The sequence below is a fragment of the Streptomyces brevispora genome (genome assembly GCF_007829885.1).
GTDB lineage: Bacteria > Actinomycetota > Actinomycetes > Streptomycetales > Streptomycetaceae > Streptomyces > Streptomyces brevispora.
Genome location: NZ_VIWW01000002.1, coordinates 684999 through 702574, shown reverse-complemented (window position 1 = coordinate 702574; position 17576 = coordinate 684999). Strand labels below are relative to the sequence as shown.

At 66.6% G+C, this 17576-nt stretch carries 8 protein-coding genes and 1 pseudogene; 6 read left to right on the top strand and 3 right to left on the bottom strand.

The genetic code is table 11. From position 1 onward, the window contains the following. Nucleotides 1-10: 10 nt before the first annotated feature. Nucleotides 11-3565 carry an RHS repeat-associated core domain-containing protein gene (locus FHX80_RS32680; RefSeq protein WP_145768063.1) on the bottom strand — a complete coding sequence of 1185 codons (3555 nt, stop codon included), beginning with the start codon at nt 3563-3565 and terminating at the stop codon, nt 11-13. 121 nt (nt 3566-3686) lie between these two features. On the opposite strand from FHX80_RS32680, the gene FHX80_RS32675 reads away from it, so the two are divergent. From FHX80_RS32675 to FHX80_RS32660, 3 genes are all read left to right on the top strand, one after another. Next, nucleotides 3687-4031 carry a hypothetical protein gene (locus FHX80_RS32675; protein WP_145768062.1) on the top strand — a complete coding sequence of 115 codons (345 nt, stop codon included), beginning with the start codon at nt 3687-3689 and terminating at the stop codon, nt 4029-4031. Between the two features lie 640 nt (nt 4032-4671). Next, nucleotides 4672-6006 carry a hypothetical protein gene (locus FHX80_RS32670; RefSeq protein WP_145768061.1) on the top strand — a complete coding sequence of 445 codons (1335 nt, stop codon included), beginning with the start codon at nt 4672-4674 and terminating at the stop codon, nt 6004-6006. Between the two features lie 564 nt (nt 6007-6570). Then, entirely contained in the window at nt 6571-6954 is a 384-nt protein-coding gene (locus tag FHX80_RS32660) for a VOC family protein (RefSeq protein ID WP_123467700.1), read from the top strand. A gap of 30 nt (nt 6955-6984) precedes the next feature. On the opposite strand, the gene FHX80_RS32655 is transcribed toward FHX80_RS32660, so the two are convergent. Both FHX80_RS32655 and FHX80_RS32650 read right to left on the bottom strand, forming a co-directional pair. Next, a protein-coding gene (locus FHX80_RS32655; RefSeq protein ID WP_370374970.1) for an IS5 family transposase occupies nt 6985-7859 on the bottom strand; the annotation gives its coding sequence in 2 pieces (ribosomal slippage) (nt 6985-7466 and nt 7466-7859; 876 coding nt in all). 278 nt (nt 7860-8137) lie between these two features. Next, nucleotides 8138-9007, bottom strand: coding sequence for a lipase family protein (locus FHX80_RS32650; RefSeq protein WP_145768060.1), 870 nt, complete (start codon nt 9005-9007; stop codon nt 8138-8140). Nucleotides 9008-9157: 150 nt separating this feature from the next. On the opposite strand from FHX80_RS32650, the gene FHX80_RS32645 reads away from it, so the two are divergent. From FHX80_RS32645 to FHX80_RS32635, 3 genes and pseudogenes are all read left to right on the top strand, one after another. Beyond that, a complete protein-coding gene (locus tag FHX80_RS32645; protein WP_167523797.1) occupies nt 9158-13525 on the top strand; it encodes an AAA family ATPase in 4368 nt (1455 codons plus the stop codon). Between the two features lie 187 nt (nt 13526-13712). Next, nucleotides 13713-14180, top strand: a pseudogene (locus FHX80_RS32640) (helicase associated domain-containing protein); the annotation flags it as partial. Between the two features lie 93 nt (nt 14181-14273). Beyond that, nucleotides 14274-17549, top strand: coding sequence for a Helicase associated domain protein (locus FHX80_RS32635; RefSeq protein WP_145768057.1), 3276 nt, complete (start codon nt 14274-14276; stop codon nt 17547-17549). The last annotated feature ends 27 nt before the right edge of the window (nt 17550-17576 follow it).

Genomic DNA, 17576 nt, shown 5'->3' with positions numbered 1-17576 from the left:
ATCGCCAAAGTTACCGGGTGAAGAGGTGCCCTATCCTAGTGCCATATGCGCTCTGTACACCTACTTCGACCCCAACCCCGGCCCCTGCAGCCAAGGAGGTGGCCGTGACAGGCTCTCCGCGACTATTTCGTACTACAGTAACCGAATTCCCCGACCGATTTATGGCGTATTCGTGACTGCCGGAGACTTGCACGCCCATCCCAAGGGATGCATTAGCTCCGGTACTGTCGCCTCGCAGCTGTTCGAAATCGTCAGCGTTGCTGCCATACATCTCGTACTGCAGACCGGCCCCGAACGACAACATCTCCGCACCGTAGTTGGCAGACAGCCCATAGTCTGTCTTTCCGTCGGGGCGCTTGGTAGTGACCAAGCAGACTTGCCCAGTGCCCCCGACTATGAATCCCGCCGAACCGCTAAGGCAGCGCCCCGCAGTATCTCCCGAAGTGTAGCTGTTCCACAACTTCTTCAGGTTTCCGACGGTCATCTCCGAGATGGCCTCTTTGACGCCCATCTCGCGGCGCTCGGCATCGGCGTTAGCTTTTCGGGCGGCCGCTAGTTTGACAGCTTGAGCTTTTTTCGCAGCTACCGCCTGCGCATTGTAGTGGTAGACCTTGTATCCGCTTGGGTTGGCCCGATACGCCTGATAGCGGGGATCGAACCAGGATTTGGGTGTCTGGTGCCAGACCCATTTTCCGCTCTTGTACGTGTACCCCGCGTTCATTCCACGGTCTTCTGCCCAACGGTCGTCGTTGTACGTGGCGCCGCCGGCGGGTCCGTCCGGGCGGAGGCCGTCCGGGTCGGATTTGGTGAGGGGGCTGTTGTGGGCGTAGCTGTAGGCGTTCATCTGGGCCGGGTCTGCAGTGTCGATGATGGGGTCGACGCTGAGGAAGCGGCCGAGGGTGGGGTCGTATTCGCGGGCGCCGAGGTGGGTGAGGCCGGTGGGGTCGTTGGTTCCGCCGACGAAGCCGCGGTTTCCGAAGGCCGTTGACTGTGAGGATCTGAGCTGGCCGAAGGGGAGTTGTTTTCTTCGGGTGATGGCGAGGGTTCCGATGGCGATGGCGCTCATCGCGGTGCCCTGGTGGTCGCTGATGAGGTAGGAGATGGTTCCGCCGGTGCGGACCGCGACGGTTTCTCCGTTGTGCGTGTAGTAGCGGGTACCGGTTTTGGTGCCGTTCGCGGCCAGGTCGAGCTGGTCGCCGTCGGGCAGGGTGAGGGTGCTGGAGCCGTCGGCGTTCTTGGTGATGAGCCGGTTGCCGTCGGCGTCGTAGAGGTAGCTGCTGGTCTTGCCGGCCTCGGTGAGGGTGGCGAGGTGGCCCTCCGGGTCCCAGGTCAGGTTCTGGGTGGTGGTGCCGATGGTGCGCTTGGTGGTGTTGCCTGTCTCGTCGTACTCGAAGGTGCTGGTGCGGCCGTTGTCCGGGCCGCCGTTGACCTTGGCCTGCTGCACACCGTGGGGCAGGCCCGTTCCGGGCGCGGGGTGGGTGTAAGTGGTGATCGCGTCCGTGCCGGTGGTCGTGGCGGCGTGGTCGGTCTGCTCGGTGCGGTTACCCAGGGCGTCGTAGCCGTAGCTCTGCCAGTAGGCGTCGGGCCCGCCAACCGTCGCTGTCGAAGGACCAGCGGCGCAGTCCGTCTTCGCGGTCCATGCCGCGGAGAGCCGGCCCAGGGGATCGTTCTTGAAGCACTGGGTGTCGGTGGACTTCTGCGTGTCCTGGCCGCTGACCGATGTCACTCCGGTGACGTTACCGGCGGGGTCGTAGGAGTACGAGGTGTCGTCCACGCGCTGGGGTGCGATGTCCCGGTCGGTGATCTGCCGGGTCACGCGGCCGGTGTGCTCGTCGTAGATCTGGGACTTGTAGACCTTCTTGCCCAGCGTGGCCCCGTACTCGAGTCGCTGGGAGCGGGAGAACTCGTCGTAGGTCGTGTTGGAGACCAGGACGCCGAGTCCGCCGCTGACGCGGAAGGGCAGGTCGTCGCTGTTGTAGTTGGTGGTGACGCGGTCGGCGGGAATGTTCCCGACAGCCGGGTTCAACGTCCAGAGCAGAGCCCCGGTCTCGGGCTTGTAGCCGTAGGTCCAGGTGTACGTACCCGCCAGTCCTCCGGCCGCGGAGGGAACCGTGGTGATGGTGGAAGTGGGCTGGTAGCGGTCGTCGAAGGCCCCGGCCGCGGTGGTGTACGCGGCGCCGTCCACGTAACGCGTGCTACTGGTGAGCTGCCCCTTGGCCAGGGTGTCGTAGGTCCACTTCGCCAGTACGGTGTCGCCCTGCTTGACGCCGGTCTTGCGTCCGAGCTTGTCGTACTCCGTGGTCAGGGTGATGTGACGGTCGTTGGTCACAGCCGTGACGCGACCGGCGTCGTCGTACGTGTTGTGGACCTCACCCTGGTCCGGGTCGTCGACCACGGTCTTCTGGCCACGGCTGTCGAAGGTGTAGCTCCAGACGTTGCCGTCGGGGTCGGTGACCGCCTTCGGTTCGTCGTACTTTCCGTACGTGTACGTGGTCTTCTGTGAGGCGGTCCGTGCTGTGTCGGTGTACTGGAGCAGGTCGGTCGTGCGCCCACGCGCGTCGGTCACCGTGGTCGAAGCGGTTCCGCCCTTCGGCGGGATCACCGTGGTCCGGTCACCGCCGAAAGCCATCTTGGTGCGCCACTGCTCGTCCCCATACTTGACCGACAGCGAGTCGGTGATCCGGCCCATGCCGTCGAACAGGTTCCGTGTCGCGGCCGGGACCTTGTTCACCGTGGTGGACTCGAGCTCCGCCGAGGGAAGCCCGGCCGCGTAGTAGGCGGCGTACGACTGCCAGGCCCAGCCACGGGTGTCGTACATCGTCTCGGTCATGATGCGGTCCTGGGTGCCGGTGGCCGGCGCCTGCGTCTGGCGTTCGCGCAGCAGCCCGTCGTACAGCGCGTAGGTGGTGCGGTAGTCGCCGTTCTGCTTCAACGTGCTGGTGGCGACGGCGTTGGCAGCCGTCTTGGAGATCGTGTAGCTGTACTGGGCGGACGGCTTGTCACCGTGATCGGCCTTGGTCCATCCCGGCTCCCACACCTTCAGCACGCGGCCGAGGCCGTCATGGACCGCGTCGGTGCGCTTCCCATTGGCATCCACCTCCGCCGTGGCGACGCCGCGGGCGGGCTCGTAGGTCGTGGTGGATTCGTGCTTCGCCGCATTCGTCACCTTGATCGAGGTGGGGGCCTCGGTGGTGACGGGGAGGTATTCGGTGGTGGTGGTGTTCTGCAGGGCGTCGGTCGCGGTCTTCTCGCGGCCGTGCTGGTCGTAGGTGTGGGTGGCGGTGGTGAGATAGCCGGTGCCCTTGGCGTCCTGTTCGTCCAGGCGGGTCACATCGCCCTTGACGGGTGCGGTGGTGAGGCTGGTCGCACCGTCGTAATAGTTCCGCTGTGCCGAGATCAGGTCATCGGGCAGCGTGGGGGTGGTGCCGCACGCTCGGGCAACGGTCTTGGCCTCGGAGACGAGGGTGAGGATATTGGCCGCGGTGTTGCGGGCGTAGGTCGTGGTGGTGCATTGCTCGTCGCCCGTCTTCGCGGTGTCCCCGAGTTCCGACTCCGTGAGGATCATTCGGCTACTGGTATCCGGGAGAAACCGGCGGCACCGACCGCATCAGCGCCAGACACCGCCTCACGCCCAGCCAGGCCTGCCTGCACCCCACAAGGAATGGGGCCCCCAGGTATGGCAAGCCATGAAAGCTTGGCCCCCTCTTCCCGGAGCCGCCCCACAAGGCAGTAAGGGCCGCCCAGCCGGCAAACCCACCCTTTCACGGCCCCAGTCGGCCACCGGCATCCGCACCAACAACGTCCACCAGCTCAAGGGCGACGAAGCTGACGGGGTCCTGCTGCTGCTGCCCGATGCCGGAAGCGCCCAGCCCTGGGCCACAGCGGACCCGGCCACCGACGAAGTACTGCGTATCTGGTACGTCGCGGTCACCCGTGCCCGCCGCCTGGCCGCCATCGCACTACCCGAAAGCGAGACCGGCACACTGGCTGAGCTCCTGAGAGGGCGCGACGTGCTCGTCCGCGTCGTCTGAGTGTCCTGCAGTCTGCGTCGCTCATCGGCGAGTGTGCCGGAAGTCGCGCTCCAACTGGTTACTCCTTCGTTAAGGCAACTGGCGGCACCAAGCCATTCGCGGAACCTGTCACGGTGCAGCGGGCCGGCCAGCGCCCGAGCCTGCGTGGCTCCCGGACAGCAGGCTCATGCGCGGAGAGGAGGAGCGGCATGTTCACGGCTGGGATGAACCACCAGGCGGGCCGCTGCATGCGGGGGCCGGTGATGAGCAGGACGTGCACCTGCATCGAGCTCACGCCCCGCAGTGCGGTGTCGCGGCCGTTGCCTGCTGGACGCCGGCTTCGACCTCGAGGTTGTCCGCTTTCTTGAGGCCGCTCGGGAACAGCAGCCCACGGATGAGCGAGAAGCCGTCACTCTCGGCTCGGGAATCCTCGCTTCGATCTTCGGTACGTCGACCGACATCATTCGGCGTCGGACGAGCTCGCCCGACAGGTTTCAGCCCAAGCCGCAGCGTGGCACATCGCTGAGTTCAGGAGCGTGACCCCTCAACACCGCTTGTGACGCACGTCACTTGCGAAAAGGTGGGGGTGATTGCCGATTCTCCTTCAGGCCGGTCTTTAGGGATAGCACCCTCATCACGCGCCCCAGGTAAGGAGCATCGCATGGCCATGCTGTGTCACTCGAATCTCGAGGACGACGACCGCATAGACGTCTCGGCACTTCACGCTGCGCTGGAGGAGTGGGTGCTACGCCTGTTGGCTGACACCCAGGATCGGACCGACCGCCTGCCCGTCCCCTTCACCTCGCCCACCGAGGACGGGGCACCCGAGGCCAAGTCAATGGCGTTGCGGACTATCCGTTTCCTCCGTCATGCGCAGGATCAGTTGCTGGATAGGAATGTCCGCCTTCGCTACCTGTGCCAGGACTGCTGTGCCGACGGTGGACGCGTGCGCTGCCCGCTCAAGCGGCCGAGCCTGGTGCGAAGACCCGTACACGAGGCGGTGTACACGGTGCGGATCAAGCCGATGGCCGTACAGCGGGGCGCGTGGCTGGCGCATGCCCGGCCTGCGGGCCCCCGGGTGCTTGAGAGGCTGCTCCGAATGGCCAAGCAACCGACCGAATCTGCGCTCGGCCCCGGCGAGAGGGCCCGCCGCAGGGCTGTTGTGCGCCATACGTACGAGATGGTGCGCTTGTGGAGCGAGCAGCGCCTTCCCGATCATGCAGTGAACATGGACCAGGAGCGTGACAGTGCTTTCGCTCGGGATGTCATGGACGCAGTGCTGTACAGCCGGAGAAAGGGCTGGGACACCGACGCGAGGCACTCCCCCGTGAACTTCGTCGCCGCCGTCCTGCACACGCTCGCCGGACAGCTCAGCGGCCCGGAAGCATTCACGACCCGCGAGGCCGTCATGGCCGCGCTCGTGGCACGTAACGCCTGCATCGAGGGTGATACCACAGCCGTGGACGAGTTCTCCCGGACCTGGCTCAATCTTGGCCGGCCGCAAGCGTGGCGCCCGGCCGTGGAGATGGCGCTGCTGGGTGACTGGGTCAATGCTCTCGGCCGCCACTTGAGGGGCGATGCCGAGGTCATGGAACTGCTGCACCGTCATACCGAAGGGGAACATCGCTTCCTGCGGCCGCTCTGGGAGCGAAAGACCGGCGGTCGGACGGTGCGGCTGCTGGAAGACGCTGTCGCGTCGGGGGTTTCGTTGAGAGATGTCATCACTGACAGCCGGCGCCCGGAGGACGGCTTGATGCGTGAAGAGATGGAGGATTCTCGCGTCCTGGCCGTGCTCGCGGACCTGGCACCCGCGGAAAGAGCCGTAGCCATGGCCTACGGCACACAGCGCATGACATGGTGCCAGGCTGCGGCTCTGGGCGGCGCCGTGGATCCGGATGCGTTCGGCAACCGGGTGCGTCGGAAGCTCAGACGGCTGGGGCTGCGCCACCGCGCCGCATCGAGCCCTTGCGCCCCAGTGCCGACGGAGGGCAGGTGAACATGCTCAGCTCAGCTGCGGCCGAGTACATGGCGAGTCTCGCGGCAGCACTCACGCTAGCCATAGCGCACGGCATCAGGCGCCGTATCAGGCAGCGGGCAGACCGCGCCCCGAGTGAACCGGTCGGCAGCGTGACAGCCGAACCCGACTCGCGATCGCGTTGAAACGCCTCGGTGCGGGATGTGTACGACGCCTCCCTGAGGCGAGAGGCGTCGTACAGCCGAGCTCGGCACCGATGAGCTGGCGCTAGCCCGTAAGGGCTACTGGATAAGACCACGCAAGGGCACAACGCTGACCCCGGCACTCGTCAGGCCTGCGATGAGGGCAGCAGCTGCAGGAGCGCCGGTAATCAGGGTCAGGGCACCGATGGCGAAGCCGATCGCGAGGGCGATCAGCAGGACGACTGCGTGTGCAGGGACAAGAACGGCTGCGGATTTCCGGGGGTAGTCATGTCTTGATGTCCCGACCCCACGCCCCATGTCCATCTAGGGCCTGTTGCGAAAGTGCTGGTGCGGTCTGGCCGCAATTTGCGGACCGAGCGGAGCTCCAGGCAGGATCTCGTGCATGGTTTCGGTAGTGCAGAACGTGGCGGTCGACTGTGTGAATGCCTATGAGCTGGCTCGGTTCTGGAGCGAGGCGCTCGGTTGTCCGCTGCATCCGGAGGACAAACCGGGTGAGCTGGAGACTGAGGTGATGCTGCCGGAGGGCCCGCTGCTGCACTTCAACCAGGTGCCAGAACCGAAGACGATCAAGAACCGGATCCACCTGTGCCTGCGCCCCAAGACATCGCGCGAGGAGGAGGTCGAGCGGCTGCTGAACCTCGGTGCCACTCTCGTCGCCGATCGCCGGGAACCCGATGGTGCCGGCTGGGCCGTCCTTGCGGACCCTGAAGGCAATGAATTCTGTGTTCTCCGCAGCGAGGCCGACCGCGCAGCGATGTCTTCTTGAGGCTCACACGCTCACGGTCCGGGTAGCTGGTCACAGCCACTCGTTGATGGCCGCGACCAGCACCGTTGCTTCATAGCGGACGGCAAGCTTGTCGTATCTCGTGGCCACGGCCCGGTGGCGCTTGAGGCGATTGATCCCGCATTCCACTGCGTGGCGCTCGCGGTAGTCGATTTTGTCGAACGCCGGTGGACGACCGCCGCGGGAGCCGAGTTTCTTGCGGTTGCGGATCTGGTCCTTCTTCTCCGGAATCGTGCATCGGATCCCGCGTCCGCGCAGGTAGGCGCGGTTCTTCCGGGAGCCGTACGCCTTGTCGGCACGGACTCTGTCCGGGCGCTTGCGTGGGCGCCCCAGGCCGAGGCGAGGCACCCGGATGTTCTCCAGGACCGGTTCGAACTGGGGTGAGTCCCCGCGCTGACCGGCAGTGATCACGAGGGACATGGGCTTCTGTCCCTGCTCGACCGCGAGGTGGAGCTTGGTGGTCAGCCCGCCGCGCGAGCGTCCGAGTCCGTGGTCGGCCGGCTCGGTGTCGATGCCGCCGGGCGGCTCCTTCTGGAGATCCCCCTTTTCGCCGCTCCGGCGGCGTGCTGGTGGGCTCGGCAGACAGTGGAGTCGACACTCACATCCCAGGTGATCAGGTCCTCTGCGTCCGCCTGGGCCTGCAATTCGGTGAAGATGCGCTTCCAGGTCCCGTCCCGCTGCCAGCGCCGGAACAGGTCGTAGACCCGGTCCCACGGCCCATACCGTTCGGGCACATCGCGCCACGGCGTCCCGGTCCGGGTCCGCCACCGTATCCCGTTGACCAGTTGCCGCCGGGTCCATATCGGCGGGCGTCCGGGCTTCTTGCCGCTGGGCAACAGAGGCTCCAGGCGGGCCCACTGCTCGTCCGTCAGATCTCCACGTGCCACAACGCGTGATCATTTCACGTGCAAGATCCACTTTCGCAACAGGCCCTAGGAACCCCCGCTGGCTCGCGGTCTGATGACGTGACCACTCCCCCCGCCCCGCTTCGACGTTGCGCTTGAGGCTGTGCCAGACCACATCGCTGTCAGCCCGTCAACTAGTCTTCGAAAGCGTCGGCCTGCCGCTCAATCGCGGAAAGGACGGCGCCGTTCCGTATCTCTGCTGGACAGGCTCTCTCAGCCTCCCGCATCAAGGGCCCGGGCTCGGAGGGACGCGACTGCTTTCACGGTGCGGGCTGTTGCTGTGTGATGCGGGCGTGCACGGTGAGTGCCACGGGTCGCTGTTCGAGGTAGAGCTCAGCGGAATGGGGGTCGTCCTGGTTGTCGACGACTTCGTCGGTAACATCCGGTGCCAGGGCGGCAAGGCCGAGGCCCGCAGTGATCGGGTCGTAGGGGTCGAGGACGTTCAGCCAGGCCACGTGCGTCGGCAGCTGCAGTGTCCCTGGCGTCTCCAGACGGAGTTTGCGGTGAATGGGAAGCCAGGCCAGTGGCGAGCCACACGTGATGAGCTGGTTCACCGACGCCGGGATCTGACCGCGGCGGAACATGTCGTACACGACGACACTGCCAAGGGAGTGGGCAATGATCAGCGTGGCGCCGGTCTGCTTGATCGACTGCAGTACCCGGTCTCGGACCTCGTCGGCCTTGTCTTTGTGCTTGTCGCTGAAGTAGCCCTGCACCTCGCTGAGCCTGCTGAGCACTGCCTGTCCCGCACGGGGGCCGAAACGGCGATCAATTGCTGCCAGAGCCGCGGTGACACGGGGGGACGTGCGCGGCACCTTGCCCAGGGTGCCTGCTGGCGGCTGCCATGCGACGTCCGGCGGAGTGTGCGTTTCCAGAGCCTGCAGGAGGAACTCTTCTTCGTCGCCGTCCGCTTCCAGCTCGGCCGCTTCCTCGTTGTCACCGAGCTGCAATCGGCCACGGGGAAAGACATCGCCGTAGTACGGGGTGGTCATCCCCGGTGCGGCAGCGTTCGCTCCGATGTGCATGGCGATGCTCCTGGACAGCGCCTGGCTCCAGTCTTCGGCCAGCTTGACCTTGTTGGTGTCCCGCTGCCGGATACCGTGCACACCCACTACCTGCAGATCGTCCACTCCCCCGCCCTTCTGCCGAGTGCCACCGGGTCGTGAGGCACTATGCGGATGCTAGCCGTCCTACTCTCTCGGGATCAGAGGTCGGCCGGGTCCGTGGGTAGAGTGTTCGCCTTGAGCGGGGCGGATGAGGGGCTGAGGGGCTTGGTAGGCATGCCGACAGGTCAAATGCGTCGGCTGGTCGTGATCGCGGTGAGCGACTATGCAGACGGCAATGCCGACTTCGTCAAGGGGATCACCGACCAGGTCGCGGTTGTCACCGGATGGCTGGCCGATCCCGGCCTGGGACCCGAGCGGCAGTTCACGCTCAAGGAGCCGCAGGAGACGCTGCACTCTGTGCAGCAGGTACGCAAGTTCTTGGCCGATGAGGATCTTGTCAGTGCGCAGCGGGGGGAGACCCTCGTCGTCTACATCACCGGCCACGGGCAACGAGGCCCCTCCTCCGGCCGTCATTACCTGCGCTTCGCCCGCACAGATACCAGCCGGCTGCCTGGTACGGCGTTGACGACCAGCGAGGTCATCAGCGCCGCTATGGGAAGTAGGGCCGGACACGTTCTGGTCATGGTGGACTCCTGCTTCGCTGGGGCGCTGGCCAACGAGGTACCGGAAGTCTTGCGTGATCTGGGCACTCGCCGCACGTCGGGTTCCCTCGCGGTTGTCGCAGGCTGCGACTACGACCTGGAGTCCCCAGTCGGATCCTTCACCGAGCTCCTCCAGCGTGCTTTGGACAGACTGGACAGCGAAGAACCAGGGTTCGCTGGCCCCCACTTGTCACTCAGGGAATGGCAGCAGCTCCTCGACACCGTCGCCGAGAACGATCGTGGGCTGATCAGAGCGGAATGGGTATGGCCCTCACAGGTCTCGCAGGAGCCCAGCCCGTGCTTGCCCAATCCGCGGTATCAAGCGCCGAGGGAACTGGGTGCTGCTGTTCGTGAGCTTCCGGACGCGGCAGGTCTGTTCGCCGACCACTGGCGCGACCGCGCCTCCGGCCGGGCGGGTGAGCAGGATGCGGGCTGGTACTTCAGCGGCCGCAATGACGTGATGCGCAAGTTGACCTCGTTCGTCCGGGAAGGCAGCGGAGTCATGGTGGTCACAGGCGCTGCAGGCTCGGGAAAGTCGGCTCTGCTGGCGCGCCTGGTGACGCTCACCGACCCGGTGTTCCTCTCGCAGCCGGACTTGGCTCAGGTGGCGGAGGCCGTGGCGGAGGAGGAACGGCCTCCTGTGGGGTCGGTGGATGCTGCGGTGCTTGCCCGCAACAAGACGTCTTTGGCCCTGGTCGAGGATCTGCTTGGTGCGCTGGGCGCTGATGTGTCTGATTCCGGGACAGCGCCGTTGCAGAAGCTGCAGGAGCTGTTGTCCGCACGCGCCCTGGCGGGCAGGGTTCCCACGGTGGTCATCGACGGGCTGGATGAGGCCCGGAACACACTTGCCTGTCTCAACGACGTCGTCTTGCCTCTCGCTCGCATGCAGTCGGACGAGCATGCGCCGCTGCTGCGGATGGTGTTGGGCGTGCGCAGTTCACCGCCCGCGTCAGCTGATGGTTCGGCGCATCTGCGGGATGTGGATGCGGATGAACTTCTGAAGCTGCTCTATCGGGCACTGGCTCATGACGATCGCCAGCAGGTGCCCATCGAGGTGCAGCGCACTGACGAGGCCACGGCTCGCAACGACATCTCTGCGTACGTGGAGGCCCTGCTCAGCGGCAGCGGAGCGGGGCCGTATGCGGGTGCGGCCGAGTGCGTCCGGGCCGCGGCCGAAGAGGTGGCCCGGGCAGTGGCTCCGTCTTTCCTGGACGCTCGCCTGGCTGCAGAACAGCTGCGCACTGCCGAGCAGGTGCAGGATCTGAGTGCTCCGTTGTGGCGGGATCGCCTCAGTCAGGGAACGGTCGCGCTGCTCCAAGAGGATGTAGGCGAGGTGGCGCGTGATCACGATGTGCCCGTGGAACTGCTGGTAAGAGTGATGCGGGCCACCGCGTTCGGCGCCGGTTCAGGCCTACCCTGGGCAGACGTCTGGCCGGCCGTCGCGCATGCGCTGCACGCTCCAGTCGCAGGCCCCGTGCCGGTGCAGACATACAACGCGGCCATCCACACGGTGCAGACGACACGGCTGACCGGCTACCTCGCCAGAAGCGAGGAAGACGGGCGCCTGACCTACCGGCCGGTGCACCAGCAGATCGCCAAGGTGCTGACGCAGGAGCCTGCCTGGCTCGTCGGTTCCTCCTCCGCCGCTCACGGCCAGGAGGACCAGCCCTCTGCGGACGGAGAGCAGGCTGACATCACCCGGGCGTTGGCCGGCCTGGTGCCTACGGACCCTGCATCACTCGCCCACCCCTACATCCGTCGTCACCTCGTCACGCACGCCGCGGCCGGCAACGTGCTGGACGATGCGCATGTCCCCGTGCAGCTGCTGGCCCAGGAGACGTCTCACTCCCTGCGTGCGCAACTGGGCCTGCCGCTGCCGGACGGTCCGGCGCACGCAGGCCAGCTGACGGTGACCGCGGCCGCCCTGATCGAGCCCTACCTCGACCAGGGCATCGATAATGCCTCCCGGCGCAGCAGCATCGCCCTGCACTTGGCCGAGCTCAGCGGTGACGACCGGCCGGAGCCGGATGTTCTGCCTGTGCTGGACCCCCGCGGCGGCTGGTGGCAGTCGGCAACAAATGTGCTTGCGTCGGTCGGGCAGCATGTGCCTGCGCTCACCGCCATCGAGATATCGCCGAAGCGTGCCTTGCTGGCAATCGGCACAAAAGGCGGGGTAGGCATTTGGGATGCCTCGTCCGGCCAGCACTTGCTGAACCTTCCGGCCGGCCATGTGCAGAGCATGTGCGAGATCCGGGGCAGCAGCGGGCGCTCCTTCCTGGCCACCGCAGGAGGACGAGGCGCGGCAGTCTGGGATCCGCTGTCCGGGCTGCGTGTCAGCTCAGCCCCGCTTCCCGGCACCTCACGGGTCCAGGTCGTCGCTGATGGCCATCAGCGCTGGCGTCTGTTGATCCGCAAGGGCAACCGCTCCTTCATCTGGAACCCCGATGACAACCGCATCGGCCCGCCTTCGTTCGAGTCCTCAGACGAGGCGCCCTCCTCGGCTGTGGGATACGCGATTGTCCGCGGGCCCGAGGGACGCACCCTGCTCGCTTCCCACACCAAGGGCCATCTGCTGCTGCACGACCTGGCAAGCGGCAGCAACACGATGCGCGTGAAAGTTCCAGGCAGGGTGCGCAAGCTGCTGGGTGTGCGGCGTGAGGAAGCTACCGACCTGGTCCTCGCCATGACCGACGAGCGCGTCGTGGTCTGGGATCCCGACACAGGCAGATGCCGGCAGTTGGGTGACGGGCCGGGTGCGCACCCCGTCCAGATCCTTGGCGCCTGTGACCATGTGGCACTCGCCCTGGAACGAAAGGGATCGGTGCAAGTGTGGGAACTGCAGCGGACGGCGTGGCATCGGATAGACACAGCCCGCGTAGGAAAGATTACTGCCATGGCGGCTCTGCCCTCGAGTCAGGGCCAATGGCGGGTGGCCACGGCCAGTGAGGCCGGCGTGCGGGTGTGGGACTCCAACTCAAGCCCCATGCCCCGGGAAACCGCCCTGGAGTTCGGCCCTGTCACCGCACTGACCACCCTGCCTATCTCTCTGGACGGCACCTCGACGCAGAAGGTGTGGGCCATCGGCACAGCAACAGGTGTCGACATCGTCAGGCCAGGCAGACGCCGCCCCTACCGCCGTCTGCCCCCGCGCCCCGCGTCGGCGCTGTATGCCACGCCCGAGGGACACCTGGCAGTCGCCAGCGGTTACGGAGTTGCGGTCTGGGACGTCGTGCGGGACACCCTGCTGCAGAGCGGACCCCAACGGCCAGACAAGCACGAGACGGCTAACAGACCCGAAAGGAGCGCGCCCAGTTGCCTCCTCGACTGGCCGTCGGGCTCAGCCCTGGTAGCCACCGCCGACCGGCACGGCGTGCTCCTCACATCCATCGATGATGGACAGAGCTCCTTCGTGCCGGTTCAACTATCCGCCGTTCCACGCGCCGTCGTAGGTGTTCCCGCGCCGGACGGAACCAGCCAGTGGATCGCGTTCGGCAGCAGCGGCGGCGTCACGCTCTGGGACCTCGCTTCACAGCAGCTGGTGATAGAAGTACGCATTCCCCGGCAGAGGACGGACGTAAAGGCTCTCGCAGTCCTTCAAAGCGATGGCATGACACTTTTGGCCGCGGCCACCAGAGAACGCATCCAGACCTGGGACACAACAACCTGGAAGCCCCATGCCCACATCGCCTCACCCTGGACCAAGTCCCTGGCAGCCGTACCGCTGTCCGCTACCCATCACCTCCTGGCCAGCGGCAGCGGTCACGCATTGACCCTGTGGGATCCGCTCACCGCAGAGAAGCTCCACACGCTCGTCACTGCCGCCCCCGTCGAAGCCATCACGACCCTGCGCGACGCAGATGGTTCACTTCTCCTCGGCATCGGAGGGCCGGGAGGCTTCACCACACTCAAGGTCAACATCCCCGCCCCAGATCTCCCTTAAGAGCCCTCTCTGAACTGGGAAAATGGCGACTGTCATAGGAGTCGGCATGAAAATGACCTGGCCGTTCGTCACTCACTTCAGCGCCCGTTCGTCACGCCCTGGCAGTGACAAATAGCAGGTCACTAGGCTTATCTCACTGACATCCAGGTGACGAATCTCTACTGCCATCCTCATGCAGACCATCACCTGGCCGCTGGACTGGCAACGCCACTACCGCATCCTCGCCGACCTCGTCGATGCCGACGGCATGCTGCCGCAGATTGAGCCGGGCGTGCTCTTCGAAGGCGATGACCTTGGCCGATGGCTCCAGCGGCAGGCCAGCTCCTGGACGGAGCTGTCGAAGGAGCAGCAACAGCGCCTCTCCAGGCTGGGCGTACAGCCTGCCGAACGGCCCGTCCCGGCCCCCACAGCCAAGGGCTCCGGGAAGGCATCGATGGCCTTCCCGAGGGGCCTTGCGGCCCTCGCTCAGTACATCGCCCGCGAAGGCCACGACCGCGTCCCCAGGGCTCATGCAGAGCGGATCACGGTCGACGGCGAGACGGAACCGGTGCTCGTGAAACTGGGCGTATGGGTCTCCAACACCAAGACCCGCCGCGACAAGCTCGCGCAGGAGCAGCGCGCTGCCCTCGCGGAGCTGGGAGTCGAGTGGGCATGAATGCTGCTTGATCGGTGCGCAGACCCCCCTGGCCCGTAACTGGGTGTGGCTCGCAGGTGGTTACGAGAAGCGGGGCCGACGAACTGGGGTGGCATGAGCGGCGAGAGTCAGACACCGGCGGCAGTTGGGGGGCTCGCGCTGCCGAGCGGTGTGCTGCGCGTGGGACCGCTGCAGGGCGAGATGACGCAGTCGTTCCTGACGCGGCTGGCGGCGCGCTACGGCATGGCGTTCAGGGACCTGCTGGCGGCGGTCGTCGATGTGGACGGGCTGCCGAACGCGATGGGCAGGGCGCAGCTGGACAGCGAGATCTACCTGAACCAGGAGGCCCGGGACCGGGTAGCGCAGCTGTGTCGCGTCCCGCAGGATCGTCTGCTGCGGGCGCTGCCTGCCTGGGCGCAGGAGGAGCCCCGTCGACGGTTCGCGACAGGGCCTGCAGCGCAGTTTCACCACACCGCGGAGAAAGTGCGGTGCTGGGGGCCGGCTTGCCCTGAATGCACGGCGCGGCGTACCGGAAGGAGGGAGACCGCTCGCCTGTATCTGGAGCCGCAGCAGCGGGTATGCCTGTCTCATCGCCGGTGGCTGATGCATATACCGGGCACGGCGGGCCGAGTGATGGACCTGGCCGAGTGCGGGCAGGTACTGGACGCCCAGCGCCGTCACGTGAGGCTGCTGCGTCGTTCCGCGCTGGCGTCGGATGCTTTTGAGGTGGCGCGAGCGGTGACGTCGTCATGGTGGTGGCAGACGTGGCCGCAGGAGCATATGTGGTCGGCGCGGCTGCGGAGCCAGGACAGTGCCGGCTTGGACCAGGATGCGTGGCGGGTTGTGGCTCGGGAACTGGTGATCTATCCGGAGACCGTTGCTCTGGCCACTCTGCTTGCCAGTGACGGCTTCCGGCACCGTGTGGTGGCCGATGCGCAGGGCCATCTTCCTTTTCGCCTGGCTGATCTGCCGTCGCTTTTGACTGCCGTTGCGGGCTGTGTGCGGAGGCCCTGGTACGTGGAGCAGCTGGCGCGGGAGACGTCAGGTCCTCTCTTTGCGTGGGCGTATCAGTGCGTGCGGGCGCAGGGCGGGACAAGGGCTGCGGAGCAGGCGATGTGGGCGGTGGCTCCGGCGCACCGTCAGCTCCCTCTGGTGGACGAGCTCGCGGCACGGGCGCGTGTGGGGTCCGGCGGCCGTAGTGCGGAGGGTAAGCGGCGGCGCGGACACAGCCGGCAGGCTGATGAAGCCTTCGCGGCCGGCCTGGTGCATGCCAGCCGCTACGTGCGCGAACATGGCAATCTCGCAGTCCCGCAGGACACCGTGATCGATTCCTATCGGCTTGGGGAATGGCTGAGCAACGTCCAGACCAGAGCGTGGGCGATAGCGCCGGACCGTGCACAGGCTCTCGCGGTTTTGGACCCGTGGTGGAACATCCCCTGGTCGGTGCAGTGGCAGCGCTCGTACTACCGGGCGCGCGATCACGCCGCAGTCGCCGGCCCGCCCAATGCGGCCGCGGGATTCCCCGGCACGCAGATCCTCAACGGCGAGTGGCTGTATCTACAGTGCACCCACTACAGCACTCTCCATCCTGAGCAGCAGCGTCTGCTGGCGGACATCGGGATCACGGCCGAGGCGGCCCGCACCGCTCTGCCGCGGCGGATGCCCATCCAAGCCGGCTTCGAAACGGGGCTGACGCACGCCAGGTCCTACGTCGCCGAGCACGGTCATCTGGCTGTCTCGGGCAAGGACGCGATGTACCAGGGGTATCCGCTGAGGTCGTGGCTCGTGCACCAGCGCCGCAGGGCCCGCGGGAACCGGGAAGCCACGGAGCACTCCCGCGCACTCGACGCCGTCGATCCCTGGTGGAATCCGCCCTGGGTGCTGACATGGCAGCGCTCCTACGCACAGGCCCGGCGGCTGGCGGAGAGCCGGGGCGGGCTCGATGTGGGGAGCGGCTTTCCTGGAGTCGAAGCAGATCTCGCCCTGTGGTTGTCGCGGCAGTGCGCCGCGTATCGGCGTCTGGACCCCGATCAGCAGCGCCTGCTGGCAGACATCGGCATCACAGCCGAGGAAGCCGCGAAAGTGCAGGGCGGGTCCGGGGCATCCCAGGCTGGGAACGAGCAGGTTGCTGCTGCCGGTCTGTGGGCTTTGGACGGCATGACCAGTGCTCGTTCCTTCGCCGCGGTACACGGGCACCTTGCGGTTGCCTCCGAGTACGTGCACGACGGGTTTGCCCTGGGCCGCTGGCTGGTGGAGCAGCGCCGCCAGGACCGTCGGCACGCTCAGGCCACCGAAGGCATGTGGCTACGTGGCCGACTGCTGGCCGAACTGGATCCCTGGTGGAACCCGCCCTGGCCCTATCCCTGGCAGCGGAGTTACCAGCGGGCCCGTAAGCGATGGCGGAAAGGCCAGCTGAAAGTGCCCGGCCCGCATCGCGGCAGGGACGAGGACGAGGTCACAGTGTGGCTGCACCGTCAGTGCGTCCGGCACGACGTTCTGCAACTCGATCAGCAGAGTCTCCTCGCGGACATCGGCATCACCTCTGCCGTCGCCCGCGCATTGACCGAAGCCGATCGAAGCCCCGCCCGCGTAGACACAGGGCTCGCCCACGCACGTAGCTATGCCGCCGAACACGGGCATCTGGCCGTGGCCGAACGGACCCGCCACAACGGCTATCCCCTCGGTAGCTGGCTCCTACGCCAGCGACACCGCATGGCTGACGGGCGCACCGATCCGACCCGGATCGGTGCGCTGAACGCCCTCGACCCGCACTGGAATCCGCCCTGGCCCCTGACGTGGCAGCGCGCCTACCACCGGGCACACGCCGCCCCGGCCAGCAGCAACCTGACCGCGGACCACCGTCGCTGGATCACCGCCCAGACAAGGCTGTGGGACAGCCTCCATCCCACCCAGCAAGAGCTCCTGGCCGACCTCGGCGCCGCGCCCGCCACCGAACCCGTGCCGACTCCCACGACGACACGCCGGTGCCCACCGGGCGAAGGCCTCCCCCACGCCCGTGCCTACGCCGCCGCCCACGGCCACCTCGCCGTGTTCAAACACACCCAGCACCACGGCTTCGCCCTCGGGCACTGGCTCATCCAGCAGCGGCGCAAAGCCCGCGCCGGCCTCCTGTCCGCCCTCACCCTGCAAGAACTCACCATCCTCGACCCGTGGTGGAACCCGCCCTGGCCCTTCGCCTGGCAACGCAAGTACCACCAGCACCGCACCCTCCACACCACAGGCCAGCCCCTCCCTCCCGAACTTCAGCGCTGGGCCCGCAAACAAACCGTCCTCTGGCACCAACTCCACCCCCACCAACAGGCGCTGCTGAGCACCATCGATATCCGCCCTGAGGCTCCGAGTCGGCACGGCACCTTGTCTGGAGCGTGACGGTAAGACTTCCGAGAGTGATCACGT